Source organism: Terriglobales bacterium (assembly GCA_035567895.1).
Classification (GTDB): domain Bacteria; phylum Acidobacteriota; class Terriglobia; order Terriglobales; family Acidobacteriaceae; genus Gp1-AA112.
On the sequence record DATMPC010000058.1, the window covers coordinates 429608 to 447297 of the forward strand.

General features: G+C 54.6%; 17 protein-coding genes. 10 read left to right on the forward strand and 7 right to left on the reverse strand.

The annotated features are described in order from the left end of the window. Positions 1–54: 54 nt before the first annotated feature. Positions 55–366: a hypothetical protein gene (locus VNX88_12835; GenBank protein HWY69547.1), complete on the forward strand. Its 312-nt coding sequence runs from the start codon at positions 55–57 to the stop codon at positions 364–366. 2 nt (positions 367–368) lie between these two features. On the opposite strand, the gene VNX88_12840 is transcribed toward VNX88_12835, so the two are convergent. Both VNX88_12840 and aroB read right to left on the reverse strand, forming a co-directional pair. Next, positions 369–1124 (reverse strand): ubiquinone/menaquinone biosynthesis methyltransferase, encoded by a 756-nt coding sequence (locus tag VNX88_12840; GenBank protein HWY69548.1) that lies wholly within the window; start codon positions 1122–1124, stop codon positions 369–371. Positions 1125–1126: 2 nt separating this feature from the next. Next, complete coding sequence (gene aroB, locus VNX88_12845) at positions 1127–2227, reverse strand: 3-dehydroquinate synthase (GenBank protein HWY69549.1); 1101 nt, start codon at positions 2225–2227, stop codon at positions 1127–1129. Between the two features lie 84 nt (positions 2228–2311). Between aroB and nadB the strand changes: the two genes are divergently transcribed. Beyond that, the gene (nadB, locus tag VNX88_12850; protein ID HWY69550.1) at positions 2312–3871 is read left to right on the forward strand and encodes an L-aspartate oxidase; all 1560 of its coding nucleotides are present in this window, start codon (positions 2312–2314) and stop codon (positions 3869–3871) included. Between the two features lie 12 nt (positions 3872–3883). Here nadB and VNX88_12855 read toward each other — a convergent pair whose 3' ends face one another. After that, a complete protein-coding gene (locus VNX88_12855; protein ID HWY69551.1) occupies positions 3884–5551 on the reverse strand; it encodes a SpoIIE family protein phosphatase in 1668 nt (555 codons plus the stop codon). 60 nt (positions 5552–5611) lie between these two features. Here VNX88_12855 and VNX88_12860 point away from each other — a divergent pair, with 60 nt between their 5' ends. Then, positions 5612–6331 carry a hypothetical protein gene (locus VNX88_12860; GenBank protein ID HWY69552.1) on the forward strand — a complete coding sequence of 240 codons (720 nt, stop codon included), beginning with the start codon at positions 5612–5614 and terminating at the stop codon, positions 6329–6331. A 118-nt stretch (positions 6332–6449) separates the two neighbouring features. Next, the gene (locus VNX88_12865; GenBank protein ID HWY69553.1) at positions 6450–7154 is read left to right on the forward strand and encodes an adenylate kinase; all 705 of its coding nucleotides are present in this window, start codon (positions 6450–6452) and stop codon (positions 7152–7154) included. 424 nt (positions 7155–7578) lie between these two features. Here the strand turns inward: VNX88_12865 and VNX88_12870 are convergent, their stop codons facing one another. Next, positions 7579–9711, reverse strand: a complete 2133-nt coding sequence (locus VNX88_12870; GenBank protein HWY69554.1) for a S9 family peptidase — start codon at positions 9709–9711, stop codon at positions 7579–7581. A 671-nt stretch (positions 9712–10382) separates the two neighbouring features. Here VNX88_12870 and VNX88_12875 point away from each other — a divergent pair. The 6 genes from VNX88_12875 (at position 10383) to VNX88_12900 (ending at position 14297) form a co-directional block, all read left to right on the forward strand. Further along, complete coding sequence (locus VNX88_12875) at positions 10383–10637, forward strand: hypothetical protein (GenBank protein ID HWY69555.1); 255 nt, start codon at positions 10383–10385, stop codon at positions 10635–10637. A gap of 230 nt (positions 10638–10867) precedes the next feature. After that, positions 10868–11284 (forward strand): hypothetical protein, encoded by a 417-nt coding sequence (locus VNX88_12880; protein HWY69556.1) that lies wholly within the window; start codon positions 10868–10870, stop codon positions 11282–11284. Between the two features lie 262 nt (positions 11285–11546). Next, positions 11547–12110, forward strand: coding sequence for a hypothetical protein (locus VNX88_12885; protein HWY69557.1), 564 nt, complete (start codon positions 11547–11549; stop codon positions 12108–12110). 567 nt (positions 12111–12677) lie between these two features. After that, positions 12678–13193, forward strand: coding sequence for a helix-turn-helix domain-containing protein (locus tag VNX88_12890; GenBank protein ID HWY69558.1), 516 nt, complete (start codon positions 12678–12680; stop codon positions 13191–13193). Beyond that, complete coding sequence (locus VNX88_12895) at positions 13190–13369, forward strand: hypothetical protein (protein ID HWY69559.1); 180 nt, start codon at positions 13190–13192, stop codon at positions 13367–13369. Before VNX88_12890 ends, VNX88_12895 begins: the two co-directional genes overlap by 4 nt. 436 nt (positions 13370–13805) lie before the next feature. After that, positions 13806–14297 carry a hypothetical protein gene (locus VNX88_12900; GenBank protein HWY69560.1) on the forward strand — a complete coding sequence of 164 codons (492 nt, stop codon included), beginning with the start codon at positions 13806–13808 and terminating at the stop codon, positions 14295–14297. A gap of 25 nt (positions 14298–14322) precedes the next feature. Here the strand turns inward: VNX88_12900 and VNX88_12905 are convergent, their stop codons facing one another. The 3 genes from VNX88_12905 to VNX88_12915 all read right to left on the reverse strand — a co-directional run bounded on the left by VNX88_12905 (position 14323) and on the right by VNX88_12915 (position 17494). After that, entirely contained in the window at positions 14323–16578 is a 2256-nt protein-coding gene (locus tag VNX88_12905) for a hypothetical protein (protein HWY69561.1), read from the reverse strand. 260 nt (positions 16579–16838) lie between these two features. Further along, positions 16839–17042 (reverse strand): hypothetical protein, encoded by a 204-nt coding sequence (locus VNX88_12910; GenBank protein ID HWY69562.1) that lies wholly within the window; start codon positions 17040–17042, stop codon positions 16839–16841. A gap of 5 nt (positions 17043–17047) precedes the next feature. After that, positions 17048–17494, reverse strand: coding sequence for a hypothetical protein (locus VNX88_12915; GenBank protein HWY69563.1), 447 nt, complete (start codon positions 17492–17494; stop codon positions 17048–17050). Positions 17495–17690 lie beyond the last annotated feature (196 nt).

Sequence of the window (17690 nt, forward strand, 5' to 3'; positions counted from 1 at the left end):
TGCGTCCGACTCCGATTGGCAATCATCCTTCTCGCTGCACGAAAGGAGCACTGAATGGTCGCCAGAATTTGGCACGGCTTCACCACCCCAGAGAACGCGAGCAAGTACGAAGCGATGCTGAAGCCCGATGTACTTCCCGGTCTCGACAAGATTGTTGGCTACAGGGGTAGCTATTTGCTGCGGAGGGATCACGGGCACGAGATCGAGTTCGTCACGCTTATGATCTGGGAGTCAGTTGATGCGATTCGCGCCGTCGCGGGCGACAATTACGAACTGGCGGTCGTTCCCGAAGAGCGTAGGAGAGTGTTGTCCCGTTGGGATGAACGCGCTCAGCATTATGAGGTTGTGCAAGGTCCGCGTAAGTAAGCTTACTTCGCAGCGCAATAGAGTCCCGCAATTCCGAACGTATAGGGACGCCACGCAACATCGCGATACCCAACGATTCTCATGCGCCCGAGCATGTCGTCGGGCGACGGAAACCGCGAGACCGAGGCGGGTAGATACGCATAGGGTCCGTTTACGCCAGAAATCATCGTTCCAATCTTTGGAAGAACGTTTCTGAAATAAAAACCGTAAAGCTTGCCCAGCAGACCACCAGGTTCACTGAAGTCGAGGATGCCAACTTCGCCACTTGGGCGCAGGACACGATAAATCTCCCGCAGCCCGGCATCATAGTTCGCGAGATTGCGAAATCCGAATGCTGAAACGACTAGATCAAAACTCTCGTCAGGAAACGGCAGGCAGAGAGCATCGGTCTCGACCGCTTCAATGCGCCCTAGCTGGAACTTTCGCGACCCGCGTGTAAGCATTCCGCGCGAAAAATCTGCGCCCACAATCTCAACCGCCGGCGCTTGGCGCCGCAACGCCGCAGCCATATCTCCGGTCCCACAGCAAAGGTCGAGTGCGCGCGCGTCGGATCTTAACAACACGGAGCGAAAGGCACGTGCGGTTCGCCACCACCAAAGCCGGTCAACGTTCATCGACAGCATGTGATTCAGCAGGTCGTATCGAGGCGCGATCTCGTCGAACATCTCTCGCACGGCAACCGCGGCGGCGCGTTCGTCCGCCGAGCCTTGCGGAGCGGCGCCGATCACCTGCTGTCGGTCTTTTACGGGAACAGACATCTTTAGTTGCGAGAGAGGTAATGCAACTCCTGAACGGCATGTGCAACCACGTCGTCAGGAACGCGGTTGTAAATTGCTACCCTTCCCACAGAAGTTGGGAGAACGAAGTGAACCTTTCCGTCAACTGCCTTCTTGTCGCCGCGGATGCGCCGCACGATGTCCTCTGCCCGGCTGTTCACCTCGGGTAAGGGGGAATAAGAGAGCACGCAAGAGACGATTCGCTGTGCCAATTCGGGAGAAGTTTTGCGCACAGCCGTGCCGATCATCGCAGCAGCGGCCATGCCCCAGCCAACAGCTTCTCCGTGAAGAAAGTGTCGATACCCCGTATCGGCTTCAAGGGCGTGCCCTATAGTGTGGCCGAAATTCAGAATGCGTCTCAGATCAGATTCCTTTTCATCTGCGGCGACCACCTCGGCTTTGATGCGGGCGCAATCGTGAATCACCCGCTCAAGGATCTCTTGATCCCGCGCGAGCAATCGCTTGCGCTCGCTCTCCGTGATTTCGAATAGCTTACGATCACGAATGACTCCCGACTTGATTACTTCAAAAAGTCCAGCTCGAAATTCCCGGTCGGGTAGGGTTGTCAGCAATTCCGGATCGGAAATCACTGCAAGTGGCTGATGGAACGTTCCTACCAGATTTTTTCCGGCCCGGAGATTTGCGCCGGTCTTTCCCCCAATCGCCGCATCAACCTGCGCTAGTAGAGTGGTGGGAACCTGAATCACCGGGACTCCCCGCATGTACACGGAGGCAAGGAAGCCCGCAAGGTCTCCGACGACGCCCCCACCGAATGCAAGGACGATCGAGTTGCGGTCCGCGCCCTTCAGTGCCATTCGCTCAGCCAGGTGTTCAACGCTTGCGAAGCTCTTGGCCCGCTCGCCGTCCGTCATCTCCAGGATTGTGAAATCGAGCTTCGCGCTGGCTAAAGCCTTCTTGAACGTCTCACCCCACAGCGCCCAAACGGGAGCAACGGTGATGACGAAGCAACGCGATTTCTTGCTCGGAAGCAGCTTGGCGACCGTCTTGCCTACTTGAGCGAGAGCACCGCGTTCAACGATCACCGGATACTCTGCAGATTCAGTTTTGACGGTGATTTTCTTCACGCGCTTTCATCATATCCCACGAGCTATGGGCATCCGAGGCGAGAGATAGTCCGCCGGAATCGCGTGCTACCATCGAAACTTCTCATGCCCTCAGTCCCATCTGAGACAGATTTCATCGTGGTTGGAGGTGGTATCGCCGGACTGCGCGCTGCGGTCGGTCTCGCCGAAGCGGGACGAGTACTGGTTGTGACCAAGCAGGAGGTCACGGAGAGCAACACGCAATATGCGCAGGGTGGAATCGCCGTTGCTTTGAGCGATGACGATGAAGTCGAGCTTCATCTGCAAGACACGATCGATGCCGGAGATGGACTTGTCAACGTAGGGGCGGCTCGCGTGCTCGTCGAAGAGGGTCCTGAACGGATTCAGGAGTTGATAGCCTGGGGCACAGAATTTGACCGAAGCGGAAGCAAACTTACCTTCACGCGTGAGGGCGCACACAGTCGATCGCGCATCCTGCATGCGCACGGAGATTCAACCGGTCGGGAGATAGGACGCGCTCTCATTGCGCGTGCCCGAAGCATCCCGCAAATCGCATTTACTGAATTCGAATTCACGACGGACCTTTGCCTCGATGGCGACCAAGTCACAGGAGTCGCGATGCTCGCAGCGGATGGCACAGCCAAGACAGTTCGTGCGAAGGCGGTGCTCCTCGCCACTGGCGGTGCCGGCCAGGTCTATTCGGACACCACAAATCCACCCGTCGCCACTGGCGATGGAATCGCTATGGCATATCGTGCAGGTGCAGCGATTAGTGACATGGAGTTTTTTCAATTCCATCCCACCGCGCTTTCCCTGCCTGGAGCTCCGCGTTTCCTACTCTCCGAGGCATTGCGGGGAGAGGGAGCGCTGTTGCTCAATCCGGCTCGCGAGCGATTCATGTCTCGTTACCACGCTATGGCCGAGCTTGCGCCTCGCGACGTTGTAGCTCGCGCGATTGTGCAAGAGATCGCGGCAAGCACAGCCATGCCTGGCGTGGCCTATCTTGACCTGCGTCATCTGGACGCAGCTCATCTGCGTGCGCGCTTTCCACGCATTTATGCCACATGCAAACAATACGGCATCGACATCACTGCTGACCTTGTGCCGGTGCGGCCTGCAGCTCACTATCTGATGGGCGGAATAAAGACCGACCTTGATGGACGAAGCACGTTGACCGGCCTCTATGCCGCCGGAGAGGCCGCGTGCACAGGTGTGCACGGCGCAAACCGCTTGGCCAGCAATTCCCTGCTTGAAGGATTAGTCTTCGGTGCTCGCGCCGCTAGTGCGATGAGAAATGAAGGCGGTTCAGGTTCAGGACCGTCCTGTCCGCCACAGGTTCTGCAACGGAACTCAAATGTTGCTCCTGAAATTGCGGAGCAATTGCGCGCTGCGATGTGGAAGCATGCCGGCGTCGTCCGAAATAGAAGTGGCTTGCTACAACTTCGCCAGCAAATCAATGACTGGGAAGATGCTCTAGCTTTGCCTTCCAGACGAGAGGAGATCGAGACAAGAAATCTTCTCGCAGTGGGAGATCTTATTGTGCGCTCCGTATTGGCGAGAGAAGAAAGCCGTGGAGCTCACTATCGCATCGATTGTCCAAAGCGCGATGATGCACGCTTTCTAAAGCACTCGATTGTTTCGGCGGATAAGATCTACTTCGAATAAGGAACGCGACATTCAGCTGCGTAGGAACTCCAGTTCAACGGTGGTGCAGTCATCCGACGGTGGAGCGCCTTGGGCGAAGTCGCTTACCGCAGCGAACAGATCCTGCCCGGCAAGCACCGTAGATTCGAGTCTCTCATCGCCAAAGAATTCACCTTCACGATTTTGAGCTTCGTTCACGCCGTCGCTAACCAGGACGACACGGTCACCTGGATTCAACCTGAAGGTGTAGGTTTCGAATTCTGCAGTGGGAATCAACCCTAACGGAAGATTCCCTTCAGTAGGCCTTAGGATTTTGCCGCCTGTTACGCGCACCGCAGGCACGTGCCCACAGTTTAAAAACTCGCAGTCTCCATCCGGCGTGATCTTTAACACGTTGCAAGTCGCGTACTTCTCGCCAAGCTTCTTGACGCAGAGAAAGCGATTCACGGCTAAAGCGATCTCCGCGAGAGGAACATGTGCGACTAGTTGCGAATAGATCATGCCTTGAAGAATCGAGGCGAGAATCGCGGCCGACACTCCTTTTCCGCAGATGTCCGCGAGCACCAAGTACAAGTTGCCGTCGGCCAACACCGCGTCGTAGAAGTCACCGCCGATCTCCTGACAGGGCAAGCTACGTGCTCTCAGCTTCGCAAAATGCACTTCGGGAATGATGACCGTCATCAGCCGCTGCTGGATCGTTGCAGCAATGGCAAGCTCTTTTTGATACAGCCGCGCGTTCTGCTCCGCTTGTGCCAACTGCGCGGTCTCGATCAAAGAGGCAGCTTCTGTAGCAACCGTGTTCAGGATGTCTCGGCTCAGGCTGGATAGGCCGCGCGATGCCAGCCGGCTATCGAGATAAAGAACGCCGTTAATACCGCGCGGTCCCTCGCTCGACTCCATCTGCTGGCCCTGCGTCGCCATGTTCGTACGGAATAGCGGCATGCAGATAACCGTGCGCAAGTCGTGGGCGACGATGCTCTGGCGGGCCGCAAGGTCTGAATGGCTGGCTGTGTCTGTGATGATTACGCGCGACGCAGATGTCATGGCGTCTTTGAGGATCGAATGCGAGATCGTAGTGTCGTCCTTGAGTTCGTCCCCAAGCGAAGTCCGTCCGACGGCCATACTCAGATCGCCTTCCTTGCCAACCAGGAAGACGAAGCCACGCTCCGCTCCAGTGATGCGCAACGTCGCTTCCACAAGCGTTACAAGTACGTCGTCGAGAGCACCGCGGCTGTTCAGCTTACGGGCTACTTCGAGAAAGAATGCCAGCTTCTCCAGGTCTGAGGCTTCCTTCTCAACCTGGAGCCCGGAAATCTGGCTCAGCAATTCGCGCGCAGAGCTACCCACTTGGCTGGCTGAGCCATATTGAAAAACAGCAAACGTGCGGTCGTTGCTGCTGCCAAACTGGAGCCGGTCGTTATTAATCAGTTTGTGACGCTTTACCGGAGCTCCGTTGACGTAGGTACCATGCTTGCTGCCGAGGTCGAGCAGATAGTATTCGCCACCCATCTGCACGATTTCGGCGTGGTCGCGAGAAGCCATGGGATCGGTAATAACCATGTGCTTTTCAGCGCGTCGCCCAATGGTGAACGGAAAACTGACAAGAGGAATCGCCTGCTGCCTGTCTCCTTCGACGCGCAGGAGTACCGGAGACTCCTGCCCGCCTATGATCGTCTTGTCGGCCGTTGCTTGAGTCGACATTTGAGGTACCTGTTGCACAGAAGCGTAACACCTCTACTAGATCGAAGGTACAATTTTGCCTTGACTACCGACCGAGCAACTAAACGCGTCGTCGTTTCCTGGAGTGGCGGCAAAGACAGCGCCTGGACCCTGCACACGCTCCGACAACAGCCTGAGAAATATGTAGTCCTCGGCCTCCTGACTACGATCAATCAAGCTTTCAATCGGATCGCCATGCACGGCGTACGGCGCGAATTGCTCGAAGCGCAGGGCGAAGCTGCGGGATTGCCGCTCTGGACCATTCCCTTACCCTCCCCATGTACGAACGAGCACTACGAGCGCCGGATGACCAACGCGTTGCATTTTCTAAAGCGCCTCGGCATCGACGCCATCGCTTTCGGAGACCTCTACTTACAGGATATTCGCCGATATCGTGAGACGCAGTTCAGCAACTGCGGCCTTGAACTTCTGTTTCCCGTGTGGGGCTTACCAACCCGGCAGCTCGCCCAGCAAATGCTTCACGCGGGGGTCAAGGCTCGCCTGAGCTGCGTTGATCCACGATCAGTTCCGCCTGAGTGGGCGGGGAGAGACTACGACGAGAAGCTGCTCGCAGACTTGTCACCCTCCGTCGACCCATGTGCAGAAAATGGCGAGTTCCACACGTTTGTTTACTCCGGCCCTATGTTTCGCTCGCCGATTTCAATCATGAACGGAGAAACGGTGAAGCGTGAGGGATTCGTTTTCTGTGACCTCTTGCGGGGAGCTTCGAGCAGTGAGTCCCAGTCTGCTGCTTCCGGCTGAGGTGCAGGCGGCCGTTGAATTCATCGAGAACCGATTAAACTAGAGAAAAAGGCTAGCCCCCACTGGCAACGTTACTTTCATACCGGGCCTGCAGGCCTATACAAGGGACTCTATTTACATGAATACACCTGCAACATCGGTGGCCGACTACGCCGCGCGCGCGGTCGGTCCAATTATTCTCCTCGGCGCGCCTGGCGCCGGCAAAGGTACGCAAGCAAAACAGATCGTCGAACGTTATGGAATTCCGCAAATCTCCACCGGCGATCTTTTGCGCGAAAACGTGAAACTCGGAACCGAATTAGGTAAGAAAGCGAAAGCAGTAATGGATTCCGGCAAGCTGGTATCTGACGAGCTCGTCTGCGACATGGTTGCGGAACGCCTATCACGTCCAGACTGCGCCCGCGGATATATCCTCGATGGCTTTCCTCGCACCGTGGCACAGGCGGAGTGGCTCGATGGATTTCTTGCTGCGCGCGGCTCAAAGCTGCCGCTGCGCGTGATCAAAATCGCAGTCGATTACGACAAACTCCTGAAGCGGCTCACAGGACGCCGCACCTGTCCCGTTTGCGGAACCATTTACAACATGTACACGAATCCGCCCAAAGTGGACCAGATTTGCGACCGCGAAGGCGCCAAGTTGACGTTCCGTAAAGATGACAGTGAGGAAGCGATCGGAACGCGATTAACGGCCTACGAAAAAGACACGCTTCCGCTGACCGATTACTACCGCCAGCGTGGGATTCTCAAAGAAATCAGTGGTGACTCGGAGCCAGGGCAAGTAACGAGAGAATTGTTGGGAGCCTTGGACAAAAGCGCCGCTTAGACAAGACCCTGCTTCGGTCAACTGATCTGCGAATGACGACCGACGGTCGTGCCTCCGAATCGCAGTGCTGTGCGCAGAACAGCGAATTTAACAGTGAATTTCTTCCAATCGCGGCCTGCGAGCAACGGATAATTTCGCGCAAGGGCTTCCCTGCCAATCGCTTGCCAAAAACCCGAAATTCCGTCGGTCGCTCTAGAACAGTGAAAAACAGTGAATTAGCAGTGAATTCGGCAAATTCAATCCGTTGCTCGCAGCGGAATTGTTTCGCGCTTCCCCGACGTTCTTAGCCAGAAGTGGATTCCCAAATAGAGAATAGAGCTTGCTTTCCAGTTCCGATTCATGGTACCAGCGAACTATGTTCGCTGGTGACGAGAGGATCGCCGGTTCAAGAAAAGAAGCCGGGCGAGGACGCCCGGCGCTCCGGTTAGTCTTGGATTCCCATCTGATTCAAAATGTACGCGTAGTCGAACGCAGCGTCATGCAACCTGTCATAGCGGCCTGATGCTCCACCATGCCCTGCCCCCATGTTCGTCTTGAGAATCAAGGTCTTGTGGTCATTGCGTGTAGCGCGCATCTTGGCTACGTATTTCGCCGGCTCCCAGTACATCACCTGACTGTCGTTGAATGACGTCTTCACCAGGATGTTCGGATAGGTCTTTTGCTGAATGTTGTCGTAGGGCGAGTAGCTGATCATGTAGTCGAACGCCGGCTTTTCCTTGGGATTGCCCCACTCTTCGAATTCCGTCACCGTGAGCGGCAAAGATTCATCGAGCATGGTATTCATCACGTCGACGAATGGAACCTTGGCTATGACAGCGTGGAAAAGATCGGGACGCATGTTGGTCACTGCGCCCATCAGCAGACCGCCGGCGCTGCCGCCTTCAATCACCAGCTTGTCTTTTGAGCCATATCCCTTGCTGAGCAAATACTCGGCAGAGGCTATGAAATCGGTGAACGTGTTCTTCTTCTGCATCATGCGTCCGGCGTCGTGCCAGGTCTTCCCCATCTCGCCGCCGCCACGCGGATGGGCTATGGCATATACGACGCCACGATCCACAAGACTGAAAAGGTTCGAGTTGAAGTTCACATCGATCGAGATGCCATAAGAGCCGTACCCATACAGGTAGAGCGGGCCTGAACTGTCGAGCTTCTTGCCCTTGAGATACACGACCGAAATGGGAATTTTCGTCCCGTCCGTCGCAGGCGCATAGAGTTGTTCGACCTGATATCGAGTCCGGTCATATCCGCCGGGGACCTCTTTTTGCTTCAGCAGCGTGGAGGCGCCGCTGGCCATGTCGTATTCATAAACGGACTGCGGCGTTACGAACGACTGATAGCTGTAGCGGAACTTCGTAGTGTCGTACTCGCGATTCACGTACGGCGACGAGACATAGGCTGGCTCCGGAAACGGAATACGGTGCGATTTCCCACTCTGCAAATCGGCGACGGAGATCTGGGGTAATCCGTTCTCGCGCTCGTAGGTGATGTAGTAATTCTTAAAAAAGTCGGTGTCATCCAGCATGACGTTTGGCCGATGCGGAATCACTTCCTGCCAGTTCGCCTTAGCAGGAGCTGCCACCGGCGCTTTCACCAGGCGATAGTTCCTGCCAGTATCGTTAACGCGGATGTAGAAGAAATCGCCGTTGTGATCGGGATAGTATTCGATGTCCTGCTTGCGCGGCTCAATCACCTTCCACTCCGCTGCCGGCTGATCGGCGGCGATGAAGCGGGCCTCGCTGGTAGTATGACTTCCCGAAATGAGAAAGATGTATGCCTTGCTCCGCGTCCTGAAGACTTCGACACTGAAGCGCGCATCCTTTTCTTCGTAGATGAGATCGTCAGGGTCTGTAGTGCCTACCTTGTGCCGATACAGCCGGTATTGGCGCTTGGCGGAGTCTTCGACGGTGTAAAACAGCGTCTTGTTATCGTTGGCCCAGGCAACTGAGCCGGTCTTCTCGATGTGATCCGAGAGCAGGTTCCCTGTGCGCAGGTCCTTCACTGCAAGGGTGTACTGGCGGAAGCCGGTATTGTCGGTGGAATAGGCCAGCAGGTTGCCATCGTCACTTACCTGGTAGGCGGCGACTGCCATGAACGATTGGCCCTTGGCCAATTCATTCAGGTCGAGAACTACCTCCTCTGGCGCTTCCATGTTGTCCTTACGACGGCAGCGGATGGGATACTGCTTTCCCGTTTCGGTGCGCGAGTAATAGAAGTAGTCGCCGTATTTGTACGGCACGTCGACATCTGTTTCCTTGATGCGGCTGAGGAGCTCATCGTAGAGCCTCTTCTGCAAAGCCTCCGTAGGCTTCATGACGGCCTCGGTATAGGTGTTCTCAGCATCGAGATAAGCCTTGACCTCGGGGTTCTTCTTGTCGCGGAGCCAGAAGTAGTTGTCGACCAGCTTGTGCCCGTTGATTTCCGTCACTTTTTGCACTTTCTTAGCGACGGGCGGGACAGGAGGAGCGGAAGGGGTATCGGCGGCTTCCAGCGTGAGAGTCGTATAGGACACACTCAAGAGTACAAGAACCACGGCCATGCGTGCGGTCAGCTTGATCATTGTCGCTTTGGCTCCGAGCTTAAGTTGTTGAAACAGAGCAGCATAGACCTTGGGGGCCGGAATGGCCAGCGTAGTTTCCTCCCGGGAACCCTATATTTTTTGGCTCCCGCCGGCACCTTATGTTCTGACGACTCGTATGCTCGCCAAGCTCCGTATGCTTGCCAAACCCCCGTATGCTTGCTAAGCAAAAGATACCGCGCTTACAACTAACCTCCGGAAACTCCTCGGAGGTTTCCGCCGTCTGCGCAGCCTGCGGGCGTATTTTCCACGCTTACGTCAGAACCTGTGAGAAAGACGCTATCGTGCGCCTGCAACGTAACTTCCGGCTCCACGCGCGTCTGGCTCACGGGCAGGTGATTCGCAACTCAACGTTGCAGGTTAACCTTGAGTCCGACCTAGCACCCACCGGATGAGCTTCGCAAGCCCACTTCCCGATCGAGTTCGGTCTAAACTCCGCTGAACTTGAGAGCTGCTTTCCAAATCTATTTTGTATAAGAACGTAAAGTATGCGTGAAACCGCGCCGTCGGGACAAAACAGGACTATAATGCCCGCAAATACGGGCCATAAGGCCCGCCGATAGCGGCCCCTTCGATCCGTTGCGCTCCACGCACGGGTTCGAGGGACCAGAATAGAACCCGTCGAGGTGGATATGTCTGGATCGCCGATAATTATGTTGCTCATCCTCTGGGGCGGAATCACCCTGGTTTTGGTAGTTCTCCTCATCTATCGCAGTACTCTCACCATGCACGAAGACGATCAGCTCTTTCTGAGCGAAGGCGAGAATGCAATGGCTCAGGAACAGGCCGAACTGCAAAAAAAGATGAGCAAGCTTCAGCCGTTTGTTCGTGCCTGTGGGGCGCTATCAGTTTTGCTGCTTGTCGTAATGGCCGGTATGGGCGCTTACGACATGTACAAGAACTTCTAAACATCGCGTTTCACAGCAGCGGCCAGAGATCCACGCAACCTTAGTTGCGCGGCGTTGCGTGTGTTTTTCTTGCAATTCGAGACCAAGGCTACCCTGCTGTCTCAATTGCGCGGCCAAAAAGGACAATCTGCGCCATTATTTGTCCCTGCCCACGGCAACCTGCCCTGCCGAATCAGCTTCTCTGTTGATGAAGTAGTTATTCCTTGGAGAGAACCGCCTGAGGGCAAACCATGCCAATTGAAACAAATCAAAAGCCAAGTCCAGAGAAAACGCGCAAAGCGCTGCTCGTGGACGGCGACAATGATCGCTATCGACGGAAAGACCGAACCGGTCAGCTGCAGCAGGCAGGATTCAGAGTATTCCCTGTCCTGAAGATCGACCACGCCCGCGCCCGCACCAAACCCGGCGCCTTCGACCTGATCGTTGTGATTCCCGGCGAAAACGCGGAACTCGCGATGGAGTTTTGCGATGAAGTTCGCCGAAACAACCCGCAGCAGCAGATCCTTCTAGTTTCCGGCGCGAATCAGGCTCTTCCGGAACGGGACTACATCCTTTCAAGTTGGGAGGAGCTAATGAAGAAGGTCAGTTCGACTTCAAACGGAAACGCGAGTCAGATTCCCCCGCAAAATTCCCTGACAGCGGCATAGAGCGGGCAACTCAGTACCCGCTCCTGCCGCAAGCAGTCTCCCCGAACCCGCACAAGCATAGGATCCTTACTGGAATCCTGAGCTATCAGTGTCCTCATCGGTTACATGGGTAAAAGCATCTACCGCAAGCATCGCTGAACCTGTGGCAGAAGCTCTGGAACTGAGCTAAGGTTATAGATGTCACGGGACGCGAAAGTGGCGGAATTGGCAGACGCACCAGACTTAGGATCGAAAATTTTAGGGTTGCGGTGTTTGGTGGCGGTTGGCGGTGTTTGGTGCATCTGCCTGTATTTTCTGGCTTTCGTCGTGTTTCGTTCCAAGCGATACCAAAGCGCCTAAACTGGCACTCACTACAATTTTCACTACACTCATTCCCGCCTGGATTCATTCAATTGCTTGGCCCAAGGTCGGCACTTTTTTTCAAGCTCTGCTAACGATACTGATTGCCGTAATTGCTCTACTCATTCAGCGACAACAGGCGGAAACGAATCGTCTTCAGCGTCGCTTTGCGGTATTTGAACGACGTATGAGGGTCTTCGATGCAACCACAATACTGATAGGCGAAGTGTTCCGGGACGGCGCAGTAAACCTAGAACAGCTCTTCGCTTTTCTGCGCGGAATTCGCGAGAGCGAGCTGCTTTTTGGTGCCGAGATCAAAGCCTACTTGGACGAGATCTACAAAAAGGGCAACAAGCTCAGAGCGCTTCAGGCCGTTAATCTTGCGGCCAATGCGGAACAGATTACTGAACTTTTGGACTGGCTCTGCACGCAACGACCAGTTGTAGTACAGAAATTTTTGCCCTACATGGACTTTCGCGAGCCCTGATCCTTTTTCTCTTTCGCCCATCGCGTCTCTGCCGCCCTTCGTGCTATCTCTCTACGCTCTTTGGCGGTGCGCTTCTTGGCCGTAGCCTTCCCACCTCTCCGACCGAGCTCCACGGCTGCAGGATGCTTCTCTTTGGCCATCCGAGGCGCAAGGGTACAGCACCCTAATCGGTTATTGACAGTGCTCAGCGCTGAGCATAGAGTGTTTCGCGCTTGCTGATCTAAAGGCAGGCTGGATACGTGTTCCTTTGGTTCGGCCCCTAAGGACACTCAAAACAAAACGCCCCGCTAGAGTGTTGAAGCACTCGCAGCGAGGCTAACCACATCACGGGCGTAGGAGGCCCGCAAAAATGGCTGAATCGCATTCTAGCCCCAGTCCTGCAACTCACCTAGCCAAACTGGAAACACTCAACCATCTACTTGAAACCCTCACCCTGTCGCTATCCACAACTCAAATTTTGCTCAAGAGAGCGTCCCGATTGCTCGCCACAATCCAGACATCAAAACGTAAACCAGTTTGCAGAGTGCTTGCGCCAGTAGCCGTCATGCCTCAGAAGGACGGTGCGCTGTGACTCAACTTCTATTGCCGTTCAGTGTCGAGGACATCTCGGGCATCATCGGCCCCGCGTTCAGTCTTGAGGATGTAACCCGAAAACACATCCATGAAGTTCTGAGCATTGCCGGAGGAGACAGGCGGCTAGCCGCACGATTGTTAGGCATCGGGCAAAGTACCTTGTATCGCCTGATTCAGCGGGAACAGGTTTACAGGGAAATCCTCCAGTCAATCGAGCGCAAAGCTCGGCAAGCAAGGCCAGTTCCGCAAGAGCCAATATCCATTACCAGAGTCGAGCCTTGGCGTTCTGCGGCTGAACTGAACGGCGGTTCGGTGCCGATTGATACCGAACCGGAAGATTCCGCCGAACTGCTCAAAGAGATTGCCGAACAGAGGCCGGGATCTTCCAGGGAGCGCGAGGTTGTGAAGTGCTCTAGCTGCGATTGCAAACTCGTTCAATTTCGCTCGATCTACAACACCTGTCGCCGGTGCGGAAAAGTGCTGCCGCCTAGAACGGAGGCCGCAGCATGACACCCCCAGAACTGTTCTGGAATGACACCATCTTTTCGTTGGCAGAGGACATCGTTACCCTCATGGAATGCAAGTCTCCTACTGCTGCAGCGTCTCTAGCAGCGACTCAGTTGGCCGTGGCAATGCTGGAGATGCCCGAACACCCAGAGGGGCTGAGAAAGGCTGCGAAGGCATGAAGCAAGAAGATTTTATGAAGGTTCCGAAGAAGATCGTCTTAAACAAAAACGGAATCCGAATCCTTGGCCCGCGTCCTAAAAACGGAGTGCCAAAGTATCGCGGAAAATATCGCTGACAAGCGAGAAAGGGGGGAAAGATTACTTTTCCACGTCGAAGGGGCTACTCGAAAAAGAGTGGCCCTTTTTCTTTTGATGCCTTGTGTCTCAATGCGCAGCACGTCGCCATGCGATTGCTAGTCCCGAGTTGACCCATTTTGGAGCGTTGCTGAGACTACTCAGGGCGGCTTAGAATTGCTGCTTTCTTATGAGAGGAAAGCCGCCAAAAGAAATACTAGAAAGACGAAAAAGCCAGCAAAACAAAGTCCGGCGAGAAGCCTCCTCCAAGAAAAGTCGTTGGCTAGACCCGTTAAACCTCGGCATAGGAATCGCAGGCTTAGTGCTAGCAGTGATAGCGCTGGTATTAGGAATGCAAGCGAGGCCGACTGTCTCACTGGATACTCCGCTGGATCCAGCTTCGGTTCTTACAACGCCAGTTGTTTTGTCCAACGATGGTCCTCTCGCTCTCACGGATGTTCACGTGTATGCATTCGTTTTGGAGATAAACATGCCCGGGCTCCACTTGAAGAACACAGGGGCGAGTGGTTATATCCCACCATCCGGACGAATGGAGCCTGGAGAAAAGAAGACTGTTCCCATCGGACAATTCCTGAGTTATCCGGGTAAATTCGACAAGTTGGATATGCTCACGGTTATTGAGTTCCGCCCTGCCTACATGCCGTTCTGGCGAAAGAGACGCGAATTTCGCTTCAGCGGGGAAACGCAAGCAGACGGAAATATGCGACTTCAGCAGCAACCCGTTGGAGATGCAGAGGAACGATTCGACAAAGCCGTTAAAGAACTTCACGGGAACATACCCGGAGAATCGTAGCAACACGGAATTAAGACACCACCGACTAATCATGTGCTGCCGTGCAGTCCAAAGTTCCCGTAATGGCCCCAGCGGTGGGATTGTTAATGACCGCTCCCACCTGCGAGGCGGAATGCGTACGAATACGCTCATAAGTGAGTCCTTGCGTTGCTGCCGCAGTGGTTGAATCTTCTACTGCGCAACTGACCGTGTAGTTTGCATCGGCAAACGTCGTCGTCCAGCTAAGGAGCACTTCTGTTCGTGTCGTCGCCCCGATCGAGCCCGTAGAGATACGCTTGTGCTTGAACCCCGAGCCATCTCCAACAATTCCGGTTACGATGGTTGAAGTGACCAGTGTCGGACTGACGATCTGTCCCGACCCGTTAATCTGTAAATCGCAGGTATTCGGAAGACCCGAGCCATTGCCGCGTCCGAAGCACAAGACAGAGCCGGTACCAGCCGAAGAAAAATAAACAGCGCTGCCAGGGATACTGCCAGTAGTGGTGTTTTTGTTGACTCCAAACATCACCCCGTCAACCCCAGACTTGTTTACACCCCACCCATACAGATTCCCGGCCGTCGCCGCCCCGTCGCTTCCAATCACGCCCAACGATGTTCCGCTTGTGCTGTTCCCCGGCCCGGTGGGACTAAACTGTCCTCCGTCAATTGCAGACGCCGTAGTGTCGAGAATGCTGTACTTGGCCGTCTGTTGCGCGATTACGTTGTTTAATCCAAGCTTCGTGCCGGAAGAGGCCGCCCCGACAGAGATGCTGTAAGTACACAAGTTCTTGGCGGCATCTGCCGTAGTCGTAATCCCGGATACGGTGAAATTCGTCATGTTGTCGGCAACGACCGCTGCCGTCGTTCCGCCGTTGGAGTTAACATTGCAGTTGCGAGACGAATCTCCATTCAGTGTGAGTCCAGCATTGCCATTGAGGTTCAGGACGTTTCTGCCTGTGTTGTAGTGGTTGTTTCCGCCGATATAGCCAGCATTGCTGGTTGCCACTTTGATGTCATCAATGTTCGATGTCGAGCAGCAAGCATTGTTGGAATTGAAAGTGTTATTAGTAATGCGGTAGTTGATGACGCTCGCAAAGTCGATCTGACCTGTGTTAGCAAGTACGCCAGAATTTGTATTGAAATCGAGCAGGTTGTTATCGACGGAATTGTGGCCGTAGTTCGCCGCGGTGCCGTCGCCATGAATGAAGATTCCTGAAGCGCTATTCTGAAATATCCGGTTGTCGTCTATCAAAACATTAGTAAAGGCCACATCGCCAGCGAGTCCGCCAGCAATACCGAACTGGCCGAGTTCGATGGTGTTGTGGGCAAACTCGCCGCCAGAGTACTTCACCCCATGAATGGCTGTGTGCATGTACTGGTACCAGTTCCAGTAGATGTGTGAGTCGAACGTTTCGACTGAACTCGTGCCTAAACAGATTCCATCTGGGACTCCTTGATTATTGACCCCCGTTATCACCAAATTATCTATGGTCACTGCGTCGGCATTTACCTGAAAGACGCAACCCGACCCTAAGCCGACTGTTGGCTCAAGCACCGATCCCCAATTACTTACCTGCCCTGATCCACGAATCTCCACATTCCCGATTCCGCCGCCAGTCACAGTGATTGTGGAAGCGATGTTATAGACTCCGGGTGACACGACTACGATTCCCATGTGACGCCCGGACGACCCAATCGGCCCGTTCGCTAAAACATCGTTGATCGCATTCTGGATGCAGGACTGGTCCAGTGTTCCCGGAGTAGTACACCATTGGTCGGCGAACCATTTATTGTTCTGGCGCGCTAAGGTCAACGGCGCGGACTTCGTTAAAGTCATCCCTTGCCCTGTAATCGTCTGAGGAGCTGCCGGATTCTGCAGAACTGGATTCGACAGTCCCGGATCTGGCAGTGTCGCGTTGACTTGTAGACTCAGGTCTATGGGCGAAGTGCCGGAAATTCTCCAATTCTCAGTTCCCCGAACGGGAAGATTGTTAGAGTTGTAGATCGTAACTGTGTAATAGTTGCCTGTGGACTGCATCTGATCCGTTGCCCAAATGGTCTTCCCGGCAGGCACGAGCCCATTAGCATCGAGAGTGATCGTGTAGGTAAGCCCCTGGACGACTTGTGGGCCGCCTACAATCAAATCTGGGTTCGCGAGCTTGAAAACAATGGAACCGTTCGCGAGCGCATTGTTATTAATATCCGTGAACGGCTGAGAGCTAGTTACCGTTTTGGGACTGACGGCAAAGACAGGCAAAGCCGCGAGGAGTAGGACTACTACTAAGCGAAATCGTGAGAGCACTTTGAAAATCCCTTCAGTACGCGCACACCGAAGGCGCTTTGCCATTCGGACTAGGCATCGTGACAATGACGGTACGACCACACTTACACCTGATTTCGACAGCAAAGTTATTGCCGTGCCGAAGATCGAACAATGGCTTGCCGCAGACACAGCGAACGTGCTTCGAGGTACTTCCCGGCGAAGGTGTTTCATGCGGATCCCTAGCAAGAACCCTGTCTGCCATCTCGGTCAGCACCATGCCTTCGCCGGAAACTTGTTGCTTAGGCATCTTTCAGGTCTACCGCCGTGAAGGATGGCTGGAGCGGTTTGAAGTTCTCCAGAACGCTAACCCGCTGATCTATCTGCGCCGCATTGCGTAACCGGACAACTACCTGATCCTGATTCCGCTCGTTATATGCCGAAACCAGAGCGTCGATTTCGTCCTGTCGGCATCTCTTCAAATCTTCTAGTGTCAGATCTTCCATAAAACTCAATCCCTGTCGAGTACTCCAGTTAGCGCGAACGTGTAAGACGTGCCGGCCAAAGTCCATTTCACCCTGAAGTAGTTATCGGCAATCGGCCCGTTTAGAACTTTGGAAGCTGCGAGCGCTGCGTCTCCAGTAGCAATCACAGCAGTGCCGCCCGTGCCGTCATTGTCGCGCCTGGTCCAGAGCATGGCCTGCACCCCTGATGCCGTTGTGCTCGTGACTTGCGCGAAGTGTCCAAAATCATAAAACGTTGTTCCCGCATCGGGAGAATGCTGAAGGAACACGTCTAAGGTTGTTCCCGCGCTGATCGCGGAGACGTTGAGCAGGAATTGAGCGCCATCAACACCCCCGCCCATCAAATTCGGCAGATTCAATACTGCGCTCGTGCCGCTCGTAGTTCGAGCTGCGGAAGCTAGGAGCGTCTGAACGTTGCCGCGGATATTCGCCATTTATCTGCTCAGTCCCAAAAAGGATTCTCGCAACCCTTTACAAGCCTTTTCTACTTCGGCTTGCTGCAGTCGCGCGGTTGGTGTCTCTTCGCGCTTCCAACTCTGTATGGAGGCCCCGCACCTTGGACACCATTTCCAATCCCGTTCAAAACCTAGAATTGGCTTTGAACTGGCCTGACAGCATTGACTACAACGT